The 11,811-nt window shown below is 64.2% G+C and carries 11 protein-coding genes and 3 tRNA genes; 8 read left to right on the forward strand and 6 right to left on the reverse strand.

The features are described from left to right. Nucleotides 1-94 precede the first annotated feature (94 nt). Nucleotides 95-529 carry a Fe-S oxidoreductase gene (locus U5A89_RS12150; protein ID WP_338161369.1) on the reverse strand — a complete coding sequence of 145 codons (435 nt, stop codon included), beginning with the start codon at nt 527-529 and terminating at the stop codon, nt 95-97. Nucleotides 530-674: 145 nt separating this feature from the next. Beyond that, a complete protein-coding gene (locus U5A89_RS12155) occupies nt 675-1,073 on the reverse strand; it encodes a GFA family protein (RefSeq protein WP_338161370.1) in 399 nt (132 codons plus the stop codon). Nucleotides 1,074-1,178: 105 nt separating this feature from the next. On the opposite strand from U5A89_RS12155, the gene U5A89_RS12160 reads away from it, so the two are divergent. Continuing rightward, nucleotides 1,179-3,455, forward strand: a complete 2,277-nt coding sequence (locus U5A89_RS12160; protein WP_338161371.1) for an ATP-dependent helicase — start codon at nt 1,179-1,181, stop codon at nt 3,453-3,455. Here the strand turns inward: U5A89_RS12160 and U5A89_RS12165 are convergent. From U5A89_RS12165 to U5A89_RS12180, 4 genes are all read right to left on the reverse strand, one after another. After that, nucleotides 3,443-3,964, reverse strand: a complete 522-nt coding sequence (locus U5A89_RS12165; protein WP_338161372.1) for a GAF domain-containing protein — start codon at nt 3,962-3,964, stop codon at nt 3,443-3,445. The two genes, U5A89_RS12160 and U5A89_RS12165, sit on opposite strands and share 13 nt — an antisense overlap. 261 nt (nt 3,965-4,225) lie before the next feature. Further along, a tRNA-Ala gene (locus U5A89_RS12170) sits at nt 4,226-4,301 on the reverse strand. Nucleotides 4,302-4,490: 189 nt separating this feature from the next. Continuing rightward, nucleotides 4,491-4,566, reverse strand: a tRNA-Ala gene (locus U5A89_RS12175). 86 nt (nt 4,567-4,652) lie between these two features. After that, the gene (locus tag U5A89_RS12180; protein WP_338161373.1) at nt 4,653-4,985 is read right to left on the reverse strand and encodes a TIGR02300 family protein; all 333 of its coding nucleotides are present in this window, start codon (nt 4,983-4,985) and stop codon (nt 4,653-4,655) included. 149 nt (nt 4,986-5,134) lie between these two features. On the opposite strand from U5A89_RS12180, the gene aroA reads away from it, so the two are divergent. The 7 genes from aroA (at nt 5,135) to U5A89_RS12215 (ending at nt 11,745) form a co-directional block, all read left to right on the forward strand. Further along, entirely contained in the window at nt 5,135-6,475 is a 1,341-nt protein-coding gene (gene aroA / locus U5A89_RS12185; RefSeq protein ID WP_445190653.1) for a 3-phosphoshikimate 1-carboxyvinyltransferase, read from the forward strand. Further along, the gene (locus tag U5A89_RS12190) at nt 6,472-6,735 is read left to right on the forward strand and encodes a CBU_0592 family membrane protein (RefSeq protein WP_338161374.1); all 264 of its coding nucleotides are present in this window, start codon (nt 6,472-6,474) and stop codon (nt 6,733-6,735) included. The genes aroA and U5A89_RS12190 overlap by 4 nt, the downstream gene beginning before the upstream one ends. After that, nucleotides 6,732-7,367 (forward strand): (d)CMP kinase, encoded by a 636-nt coding sequence (cmk, locus tag U5A89_RS12195; protein ID WP_338161375.1) that lies wholly within the window; start codon nt 6,732-6,734, stop codon nt 7,365-7,367. The genes U5A89_RS12190 and cmk overlap by 4 nt, the downstream gene beginning before the upstream one ends. 169 nt (nt 7,368-7,536) lie before the next feature. Next, nucleotides 7,537-9,249, forward strand: a complete 1,713-nt coding sequence (rpsA, locus tag U5A89_RS12200; RefSeq protein WP_338161376.1) for a 30S ribosomal protein S1 — start codon at nt 7,537-7,539, stop codon at nt 9,247-9,249. A gap of 179 nt (nt 9,250-9,428) precedes the next feature. Further along, nucleotides 9,429-9,713, forward strand: coding sequence for an integration host factor subunit beta (locus U5A89_RS12205; RefSeq protein ID WP_338161377.1), 285 nt, complete (start codon nt 9,429-9,431; stop codon nt 9,711-9,713). A gap of 94 nt (nt 9,714-9,807) precedes the next feature. Beyond that, nucleotides 9,808-9,893, forward strand: a tRNA-Leu gene (locus U5A89_RS12210). A gap of 67 nt (nt 9,894-9,960) precedes the next feature. Continuing rightward, nucleotides 9,961-11,745: a cation:proton antiporter domain-containing protein gene (locus U5A89_RS12215; RefSeq protein WP_338161378.1), complete on the forward strand. Its 1,785-nt coding sequence runs from the start codon at nt 9,961-9,963 to the stop codon at nt 11,743-11,745. The last annotated feature ends 66 nt before the right edge of the window (nt 11,746-11,811 follow it).

Raw genomic sequence — 11,811 nt, forward strand, 5'->3', positions numbered from 1 at the left:
TTTCGCGGTTACGCTATTTGTCTCGATAAATGCGGGGCAACCGGGCCGGGCGACGGGCATGAATACCGCGCCGCCCGGCCCCATGGATTGCCGGTCAGCGCTTGCGGCGCATTTTCGCTTCGCCGCGATTGACGCAGCTGTCCTGCACCGTGCGTGAGCAGAGGGGATAGTCTTTCGCCTCCGTCGGCGGCGGCGTGACATTGCCGCCAACCGTTACCGGATTGGAGGCGGACCCCATAGGTGCGGAAGGATCACGCGGGACGCCTGCTGGCGCTGGCACCATGCCCGGATCGGCCGGTACGGCGCCGGTGGGCTGTCCGGCGTTGGGATCTGCGGCATCCGGCGCGGCGGGGGTCGCCGGGGCGACAGGCGCCGACGGCGGCGTGGCAGCAGGATCGGCGGGGGGTGGCGGCGTCGTGGCGTCACCGGGCGGCTGGCTGCTCGGCGCGGGCATATCCTGCGCAAAGGTCGTAGCGCTCATGGCGGTGAAGCTCAGCATGGCAACGCCAGCCAACATGATGGATTTCATCGGGACATCCTTTCCTATGTTCTTCGACCCGTGCTGCCTTTTTTTCCGACGGGGTCGGCGCGGGCGGATCAAGAACTAGGCTCATGACGCACCCGTTCCGTCCAGATGACGAAGCGTTGCTTTAGAGCGACCAGCCGATGAGAATTTAGGGACCGTCGGGATAGCGATCAAAGGCCGGAAGGTCATGCACCTTTGCCATCCACGGCATGGCTTCGGCCATTTGGATTTGCGCCTGCGGCGGCAGCGCCGCGGCATCGTCCAGCGTCGCCGTCTGGATGTCGATCGCGCCGGGAAAGGTGACGGGATTGGTATAAAACAACCCGGTGCCACACACGCCGCAGAAATGCCGCGTGGCGTTTTCCGACGACTGATATTGCACTGGCGTCCCGTCTATCCGCACCTTGTCCTCCGGAAAAAGCGCCCAGCCGACCATCGGCGCGCCCGCACTCGCCCGGCAGTCGTTGCAATGGCAGATCGCGCTATAGGCCGGGTCGCCGCTGGCTTCATATCGCACCGCGCCGCATTGGCATCGTCCGGTCACCATAATAGCACTCCCTTGCATGATTCGCCTTTTGTTCTCATAGAAGGCGCAGCACCGCAAGAGGCACGCCCCTTGCCCCCGATCCACCCCATGCCTAGTTGTCCAGCCATGACAGTCCCTGCCCCGTCCCCCAACGACCCGCCCTATATGCACAACCTCAACCCGCCGCAGCGGGAGGCGGTGTTGACGACCGAAGGGCCGGTGCTGGTGCTGGCGGGGGCCGGTACGGGCAAGACGGCGGCGCTGACGGCGCGGCTGGCGCATCTGGTTGCGACCGGGCGCGCTTATCCGTCGCAGATCTTGTCGGTGACCTTCACCAACAAGGCGGCCCGCGAAATGCGCGAGCGGGTCGGCCGGATGATCGGCCCGGCGGTCGAGGGTATGCCGTGGCTGGGCACATTTCATGCGATCGCGGCGAAGATGCTGCGGCGTCATGCCGAACTGGTGGGGCTGCAATCCAATTTCACGATATTGGACACGGACGACCAGTTGCGGCTGATGAAGCAGTTGATTCAGGCGGAGGGCATCGACGAGAAGCGCTGGCCCGCGCGGCAGTTGGGCGGGCTGATCGACCAGTGGAAGAATAAGGGCTGGACCCCGGAGGATGTCGGCGCGGGGGAAAGCGAAGGCTATGCCAATGGCAAGGGGCAGATGCTCTATGCCGCCTATCAGGCGCGGCTACGCGCCGTAAATGCCTGTGATTTCGGCGACTTGCTGCTGCATGTTCTGACCATATTGAAGCGGCATCGCGATGTGCTGGAAAGCTATCAGGAGCGATTCCGCTATATCATGGTGGACGAATATCAGGATACCAACTCCAGCCAATATCTGTGGCTGCGGCTTTTGGCGCAGACGCGCAAGAATATCTGCTGCGTGGGGGATGACGACCAGTCCATCTATTCATGGCGCGGCGCAGAAGTCGCCAACATCCTGCGGTTCGAAAAGGATTTTCCCGGCGCGACGATCATAAGGCTGGAGCAGAATTACCGGTCGACGCCGCATATTCTGGGCGCGGCATCGGGCGTGATCGCGGAAAATGGCAATCGCCTGGGCAAGACTTTGTGGACCGACATCGACGTGGGCGAAAAGGTGCAGGTCGTCGGCATATGGGACGGGCCGGAGGAAGCGCGGCGGGTCGGCGAAGAGATCGAGCAGGTCCAGCGCAACGGCGGATCGCTGGACGAAGTGGCGATCCTGGTCCGCGCGCAGCACCAGACCCGCGAGTTCGAGGACCGCTTCATCCAGATCGGCATGCCCTATCGCATCGTCGGCGGGTTCCGCTTTTACGAGCGCGCCGAGATTTGCGATGCGCTGGCCTATTTGCGGCTGGTGAACCAGCCCGCCGACGACCTGGCGTTCGAGCGGATCGTCAATGTGCCCAAGCGCGGGCTGGGCGACAAGGCGGTGGAGAAGTTGCATCGGCTGGCGCGGGCGGAGGGGATACCGCTGGCGCTGGCGGCGGCGCGGATATTGGATACCGACGAACTGACGCCGCAGGCGCGACGGTCGCTGGGCAATTTCATCGGCGATCTGGCGCGCTGGCGCGATCGGGCGGGGCAATTGCCCCATGCGGAACTGGCGCGGCAGATATTGGACGAGAGCGGCTATACCGCGATGTTGCAGGCGGAACGCACGACCGAGAGCGCGGGACGGCTGGAGAATTTGTCCGAACTGGCGCGGGCGATGGAGGAATATGAGACTTTGGGCGCGTTCCTGGAGCATGTCAGCCTCGTCATGGATAATGAGGCGCAGGCCGAAGAGCGCAAGGTGACGATCATGACGATCCACGCCGCCAAGGGGCTGGAGTTCGACACGACCTTCCTGGTCGGGTGGGAGGAAGGCATTTTTCCGTCGCAGCGCGCGCTGGACGAAGGCGGCCTCAACAGCCTGGAGGAGGAGCGGCGGCTGGCCTATGTCGCGATTACGCGGGCGCGCAAGCGGTGTACCATCCTGCATGCCGCGAACCGGCGAATATATGGGCAATGGACAAGCAGCATCCCGTCCCGCTTCGTCGGCGAATTGCCGCCCGAGCATGTCGATACCGAAAGCAGCATGACCGGCGGCGCGTCGCTGTGGCGCGCGAACTGGTCTGAGCGGGACGATCCGTTCGCTCATGTCGGACGGGGCGAAGGGCGCGGGCCAGGGTGGCAGCGGGCGCAATCGTCGGGACAGTTTAGCCGCGAACCGGTGCGGATCGTGGAGGCACGCACATCAGCCGTGTCGCTGGGCAACAAGGGCCGCGACGACATGAGCGTGGGGTTGCGCGTGTTTCACCAGAAATTCGGCTATGGCTCGGTCGCCGAGATCGAAGGCAATAAGCTGGAGATCGATTTCGAAACGGCCGGGCGCAAGCGGGTGATGGACAGCTTCGTTCAGCCTGCCTGAGACTGTTGCTGCGCCGACGATGGCAGCGGCGTGGGGTGGGCAAGGATGCGGGCGGACAGCAGCGCGCTGACGTCGCGCACGAATCCCTGAATGATGGCGATCGTCGCCGCGTTGTTCACCAGGCGCGGCGCAGGATCGATCGCGCATAAAGTGCCGTAGAAACTGCCGTCCGCGAGAGTCACCGGGAAGGATACATAGCTTTTGAAGCCGTAGAAGATCGGCACCGGATGCTTTTGCCACGCGATGTCCGCTTCGACATGATCGATCACGACATAGTCGCCGGTCTGGCGGATGTCGTTGCAGATGGTCATCTGCACTTCCAATTCTTCACCGGGGTCGAGGCCGAAGCCGATCCGGTCGACCACCTGGCAAGCGATCCATCGGTCCTCCGTCACCCGCGCAACGGCCGCGAAGCCCATTTGCGTCACAGCACAGAGCCGTTCCAGCACCGCGCGGATCGCGTCGTCATCGCCTTGCGCGGCAGTCTGAGCGGCCAGTTCATCCTTCATGCCGCAGCCATGGCAGGAAAACCGAGCTTTGGCAAGTCGGCAGCGTAATGGCGGCGGGATTTGGTGGGTGTAGGGATGGCGCGCGCGATTTCGATCGGGCGGCTTTGGTTAGACGGACCTAGAGATTTAGGGGGTGCACCCTCGCTTTCGCTCGGGGAATTTTTCGGGGAAATGTCCGGTGATCTAGGGTGTGCTACTCTCGCTTGCGCTCGGGGAGTTTTGCCGGAAGCCGTCCCCCGGACGGCTTTTAATCGGCAAAACTGGTGGAGCCTAGCGGGATCGAACCGCTGACCTCCTGCATGCCATGCAGGCGCTCTCCCAGCTGAGCTAAGGCCCCATCGTTTGCGGCGATACCGCATCCCAATGGATCAGGCCATGTCCGGCAATGCCGTCGGCCATATGTGGTGCCCACCGCGCAGAGTCAGAGTGCGTTACGCGAGGTCAATTCCAACCTCCCGGCACCCCTTCGCTTACGCTCGGGCGTTTTGCCGTAAGCCGTCCCCGGACGGCTTTTAATCGGCAAAACTGGTGGAGCCTAGCGGGATCGAACCGCTGACCTCCTGCATGCCATGCAGGCGCTCTCCCAGCTGAGCTAAGGCCCCGTCACCAATCAAGCGCCGTTGGGGCGGCGCTTGCGAGGTCGCTGCCATTAGGTGGCAGCAATCCCCTTGGCAAGAACAAATTTTACTTAGCTGTCGTCGTTGTCGTCGTCGCTCGCGGCTTCGACGCCCAGGTCGTCGTCACCACCCAGATCGACGTCGTTATCCGGCGAATCGCCATCGTCATCGACATCGATGTCCAGATCGTCGTCGGCCGTTTCCAGCTCGCCATCGGCGGTCTCGATCACCTTCTTGGGCGCGGCTTCCTCATAAGGGAGCGGCTGCTTAGACTTCAGCACGGGTTCGGGCTCCCAGGCGCTGCCGCAATTGATGCAGGTTACCGGATCATCCTTGCCCAGATCGTAGAAGCGCGTCGCGCATTTCGGGCAGGTCCGCTTCGTGCCCCATTCAGCCTTCACCATGTCCGGCCTGTTCCTTTATTCGATGCTCAAACAGATAATCACACGGCACAACATGCGTTGCCCGCGAAACGTGGCGCGCCTTGCCATAGCGGGATCGCGCTGTCAAAAGCCGGGCGCATTTTTTCGGTTCCAGGACAATGGATACCCCCGTGACACAGCATGACGACCAGCCCACCCCGATGACCTTCACCGCCGCGCCCGCCCTGTCGGGCAGCGTGACCGTGCCGGGCGACAAAAGTATTTCCCACCGATCGCTGATGCTGTCGGCGCTGGCGATCGGCGAAAGCCGGGTCGAAGGGCTGCTGGAGGGCGAAGACGTGCTCGCCACCGCGGCTGCGATGCGGGTGATGGGCGCGCAGATCGAGCGCGATGCCGATGGCGTGTGGCATATTCATGGCGTGGGCGTGGGCGGGCTGCTCCAGCCCGAGACCGCGCTGGAGATGGGCAATAGCGGCACGTCGACGCGCCTGTTGATGGGGCTGCTCGCCAGCCATGACCTGACCGCGACCTTCGTGGGTGACGCATCGCTGAGCAAGCGGCCTATGGCGCGGGTCACCGATCCGCTGTCGCGCATGGGAGCGAGTTTCACGACCAGTCCGGGCGATCGCCTGCCGCTGACGATGAGGGGCGCCTGCCCCGCCGTGCCGCTGGACTATCGCCTGCCGGTCGCATCGGCGCAGGTGAAGTCGGCGATCCTGCTGGCGGGCCTCAACACGCCGGGCATCACCCGCGTGGTCGAGCCGGTCCCGACCCGCGACCATAGCGAGCGGATGCTCAAGGGTTTCGGCGCGGATTTGAATGTCGAGACGCAAGCGGACGGCACGCGGATCATCACGCTGGTCGGCGAAGCGGAATTGCAGCCGCAGCAGATCGTGGTGCCGGGCGACCCCTCCTCCGCCGCCTTCCCGATGGTTGCGGCGCTGCTGGTGCCGGGATCGCGGGTGACGATCGCCAATGTCGGCCTGAACGCCACACGCGCGGGCCTGATCGACCTGCTGCGCGAGATGGGCGGATCGATCGAGATCGTGAACGCCCGCGAAGTCGGCGGCGAGCCGGTGGGCGACCTGATCGTCACTGCGTCGGCGCTTAAGGGCGTGGAGCCAGATCCCGCGCGTGCGCCCAGCATGATCGACGAATATCCGGTCGCCTTCATCGCCGCCGCCATGGCGCAGGGGCGCAGCGTGTTTCGCGGGCTGGACGAATTGCGGGTCAAGGAATCGGACCGGATCGCGACGATGGCGGCTGGGCTGCGGGCGATCGGCGTCAGCGTCGAAGAACTGGAGGATGGCATTATCATCGACGGCAGCGGCGGCGCGCCGTTGGCTGGCGGCGGGCCGATCGCGACCAAGCTGGACCATCGTATTGCGATGAGCTTCGCCGTCGCGGGCCTGGTGTCGAAAGGCGGCGTCACCATTGACGACATGCGCCCGGTGGCAACCAGTTTCCCCACCTTCGTGCCGCTGCTGCAACAATTGGGAGGAATCGCATGACGTTCGACGCCTTTGACTGGGATTGGGCGAACATCGTCGGCTTGATGGGCAGCGCGTTGATGGTCGTCGCCTATGCCTATAGCAATATGGCCAAGACCCTGAACTTCGTGATCTTCAACGCGATGAACCTGATCGGCGCGCTGCTGCTGATCTGGTCGCTGACCGTCCATTTCAATCTGGCGTCGATGGCGCTGGAGGTGGTGTGGGCCGCGATCGCCCTGCTGGGTCTGGGCAATGCACTGAAAGGGAAGAAGCGATGATCATCGCCGTGGACGGACCCGCCGCATCGGGCAAGGGCACTATCGCTAAGGCGCTGGGCCGCCATTACGGCCTGCCGGTGCTGGATACCGGGCTGCTCTATCGCGCGGTCGGCCTGTCCGTGCTGAAGGCGGGCGGCGACCCGGATGTGGAGGGCGATGCACTGACCGCCGTCGGGTTCGAGGACGCGATCCTGGCCGATCCGGCCCTGCGCAGCGAAGCGGTCGGCAGCCTGGCGTCGCGCGTGTCCGTGCATCAGAGCGTGCGCGACGCGCTGGTCGCACGGCAGCGGGATTTCGCCACGCAGCCGGGGGGCGCGATCCTGGACGGGCGGGACATCGGCACGGTGATCGCGCCGGGTGCGGATGCCAAGATTTTCGTCACCGCCAGCGTCCATGTGCGCGCCCAGCGCCGGTATAAGGATGCGCTCAGCCATGGCGGTCACCCCGACATGGACACGCTGATCGCCGACATCCAGGCGCGCGATACGCGCGACATGAGCCGGGACCATGCCCCGCTCAAGCAAGCCGATGGCGCGGACTTGCTAGATACCAGCGATTTGACTATAGACGCGGCCGTCCGGCAGGCTGTTGCGCTTGTGGACGCCCAGCTTGAAGGTCGCCGTAAAGGCTGACCCGTCAAGGCGCGCGGTTGCTCCGGGCGCCCTTTTCGCTTTTCAAGGTAGCGCGTTCCCAAGCCCCTAACCCGCGGGATACGCGCAGGATATTCGGTTCTGGGCGTGCTTTGGCCAAAGACCATCGGATACAACCGGTTGGCCAGCAATGACGAGTGAAGGACTACACATGGCCTCTACGGCATTCCCCACGCGCGACGATTTCGCCGCGCTTCTCAACGATTCTCTCGGTGGTGAGGACGGCGGCTTTGAAGGCCGCGTCGTCAAGGGCACCGTTACCGCCATCGAAAACGACCTGGCCGTCATCGACGTAGGTTTGAAGTCGGAAGGCCGCGTGCCGCTGCGCGAATTCGCCGCGCCGGGCCAGAAGGCTGACCTCAAGGTCGGCGACGAAGTCGAAGTCTATGTCGACCGCGTCGAAAACGCCCATGGCGAAGCCATGCTGTCGCGCGACCGCGCCCGCCGCGAAGCCGCCTGGGACAAGCTGGAAAGCGAGTTCACCGAGAGCGCCCGCGTCGAAGGCGTCATCTTCGGCCGCGTCAAGGGCGGCTTCACCGTCGACCTGGACGGCGCCGTGGCGTTCCTGCCCGGTTCGCAGGTCGATATCCGCCCGGTGCGCGACGTCACCCCGCTGATGGACATCCCCCAGCCCTTCCAGATACTGAAGATGGATCGCCGTCGCGGCAACATAGTCGTGTCGCGTCGCGCCATCCTGGAAGAAACGCGCGCCGAACAGCGCAGCGGCCTCATCCAGACGCTGGCCGAAGGTCAGATCATCGAAGGCGTCGTCAAGAACATCACCGACTATGGTGCGTTCGTCGACCTGGGCGGCATCGATGGCCTGCTGCACGTCACCGACCTGTCGTACAAGCGCATCAACCACCCCAATGAGATGATCAACATCGGCGACACCGTTCGCGTGCAGATCATCCGCATCAACCGCGACACGCAGCGCATCTCGCTCGGCATGAAGCAGCTGGAAAGCGATCCCTGGGAAGGTGCGAGCGCCAAGTACCCGATCGGCGCCAAGCTGTCGGGCCGCGTCACCAACATCACTGAATATGGTGCGTTCGTCGAACTGGAAGCCGGCATCGAAGGCCTGGTCCATGTCAGCGAAATGTCCTGGACCAAGAAGAACGTCCACCCCGGCAAGATCGTATCGACCAGCCAGGAAGTCGAAGTTCTGGTTCTGGAAGTCGATCCCGAAAAGCGCCGCATTTCGCTGGGCCTCAAGCAGGCCCAGTCGAACCCCTGGGACAGCTTTGCCGAGCGTCACCCGATCGGTTCGACCGTCGAAGGCGAAGTCAAAAATGCGACCGAGTTCGGCCTGTTCATCGGCCTGGACGGCGACGTCGACGGCATGGTCCACATGTCCGACATCGCGTGGGGTATTTCGGGCGAAGACGCGCTGGCGCTGCATCGCAAGGGTGAGGCCGTTCAGGCCGTCGTTCTCGACATCGACGTCGAGAAGGAGCGCATTAGCCTTGGCATGAAGCAGCTTGAGCGTGGCGGCCCGGCTGCTGGCGGCACCGCTGCCGCATCGGCTGGCCTCAACAAGAACGCGATCGTCACCGTGACCGTCCTTGAAGTTCGCGACGGCGGCCTGGAAGTCCAGGCTGGCGAAGACGGCGCGGCCGGCTTCATCAAGCGCAGCGACCTGGGTCGCGACCGCGACGAGCAGCGTTCGGAACGCTTCCAGATCGGCCAGAAGTTCGACGCGATGGTCACCGGTTTCGACCGCGCCAAGAAGCCGACCTTCTCGGTCAAGGCGATGCAGATCGCCGAAGAGAAGCAGGCCGTGGCGCAGTATGGTTCGTCCGACAGCGGCGCGTCGCTGGGCGACATCCTGGGCGAAGCGCTCAAGGCCAAGACCGACAGCTGAGCCATTCGCTCTGCCGAAAAATGGAAAGCCCGCCGGACCTCTCGTCCGGCGGGCTTTTTCTTGGTCTTTTTTCCTTCGTCCTTTTGCAAACGTAACGATCTTTATGTTGCCTGATTGTCAACGCCTTGCGGACGTTCTATGCAAGCTGTGCGGCACGGCAGAGGGGCGCTGGAGAACCAATGATCCGTTCGGAACTGATCCAGAAACTGGCCGACGAAAATCCGGGGCTTAGCCTGCCGGAAGTCGAGAAGATCGTCGATCTTTTCTTCAGGGAAATCGTCGACCGACTGTCCACCGGTGGCCGTGTGGAATTGCGTGGGTTCGGCGCCTTTACCACCCGCGCCCGCGACGCGCGCACCGGGCGCAACCCGCGCACCGGCGAACAGGTGCCGGTATCCGCCAAGCGCGTGCCCTATTTCAAGCCGGGCAAGGAAATGCGCGAACGGTTGAACGGCAAGGACTAAGCTTCCAACATTTGCGTTTGGAAGACGGGGCGTTGCGAACGATCTTGACCTGCGGCGCGCCAGCCGTCAGGGAAACGCGGCCCCTATGTTTCGGGCGGACGTGGCGAAATCGGTAGACGCAGCGGACTTAAAATCCGCCTTCCCCTGGAAATGCGGGTTCAAGTCCCGCCGTCCGCACCATGGCGACAAGCAAGGTTTTTTCTGCCAAGAGACTGGATATTGCGACCGGTTGCCGCAATGATGCAGCATGGCCGGTGCATTTGATCCCAATAGTTTCAGCGACTCCCTCGTCATCTTGGGCGCGGCGGGACTCGTCATTCCCGGGTTCGCCCGGTTTCGGATCAGTCCGGTCATCGGCTTCATCCTGGTAGGTCTGGCCGTCGGCCCGGCGGGGCTGGGATCGCTGGTTAGTCAATATCCCTGGCTTTACCATGTCACCATATCGGACAGCGCCGCGATCGAGCCGTTCGCCGAACTGGGCGTCATCCTGCTGCTGTTCTCTATCGGGCTGGAATTGAGTTTCCGCCGATTGTGGACCATGCGTGCGCAGGTGTTCGGAGTCGGTGCGACCGAATTGATCGGCGGCGCGCTGTTGATCGCGGCGGGGCTGTATCTGCTGGGGCAGCCGACGGCAGGCGCGATCGGCCTGGGTCTGGCGCTGGCCTTGTCCTCCACCGCCGTGGTGTTGCCGATGGTCGGCACGCAGAGCGCGGTCGGGCGTGCCGCATTTTCCATGCTGTTGTTCGAGGATCTGGCGCTGGTGCCGATCATCTTCATGCTGGGCGCGCTGGCTCCGTCCGTCGCCGCGAGTCCCGATGGCGCGTGGAATGCGATGGCCGCCACCTTGTTGAAGGGCGGCATCACCATTGCGGTGATGCTGGTGCTGGGGCGGCTGGTGCTGCCCCATGTGTTCAGCCAGGCGGCGCGGACCAAAAGCCCGGAGGTGTTCCTGGCCGCCAGCCTGCTGGTTGTGATCGTGTCCAGCCTGGCGACGTCGATCGCGGGCCTGTCGCCCATCGTCGGCGCGCTGCTGGCGGGGCTGCTGATCGCCGAAACCGACTATCATAGCGAAGTCGAGGTGATGACCGCGCCGTTCAAAGGGCTGGCGCTGGGCGTATTCCTGATCACCGTGGGCATGAGTTTGGACATCCGCGTCATTCTGGCCAACTGGCCGAGCCTGTTGATGGCGGTGGTCGGCGTGGTGCTGGCCAAGACGCTGGTGACCGGGGCGCTGCTGTATTTTTCCGGCGCGCGCAAGGGCGTGGCGCTGGAGGTCGGGGTGCTGATGTCCAGCCCATCGGAAACGACGCTGATCGTGTTGTCGGCGGCCGCGGCTGCGCAACTGATCCTGCCATCGACCGCCGCCTTCTGGCAGATCGTCACCGCCATCGGCCTTACCATCACGCCGCTGCTGGCGCGGGTCGGCCATGATATCGCGCGGCGGCTGGAAACGGCGCTGGGCGAGGAGACGATCGAGGCGACCGAAGAGCATACGGAAGCGGCGGCGGTCGTCATCGGCTTCGGCCGGGTGGGCCGCATGGTGTGCGACCTGCTCAAGACCCACAAGCAGCGTTTCGTCGTGGTCGAATCGGACCCCGATGTCGTCGCGGAGGCGCGGCGGCTGGGCTATCCGATCCTGTTTGGCGATGTGGCGCGGGCGGAGATGCTGGACCGGTTGCGGCTGGGCCATGCCCGGGCGCTGATTCTGACGATGGACGATCCGGTGCTGTCGGTGCGGGTGACCAAGCGGGTGCGCGGCTGGGTGCCCGACCTGCCGATCATCGCGCGTGCACGCGACGCCGATCATGCGGCGCAGCTCTACAAGGCGGGGGCCAGCGATGCGGTGCCGGAAACGCTGGAAAGTTCGCTGCAACTGGCGGAGACGGCGCTGGTCGACCTGGGCGTTGCGATGGGGCCGGTGATCGCGTCGATCCACCAGACCCGCGAGGATCTGCGCGTCGGGATCAAGGAAGCGGCGCAGATGGAGACGGCGCCCAAGTTGCGGCGGTTGCGGGCGGATGAGGTGCCGTGAGGCTTTAGGGGGGATGGTGTTGCCGCGCGGGTGGTGCATCAGTTCGGGCGGTGGGACTGGGTTCCC

This window comes from Sphingobium sp. HWE2-09, from assembly GCF_035989265.1.
Classification (GTDB): domain Bacteria; phylum Pseudomonadota; class Alphaproteobacteria; order Sphingomonadales; family Sphingomonadaceae; genus Sphingobium.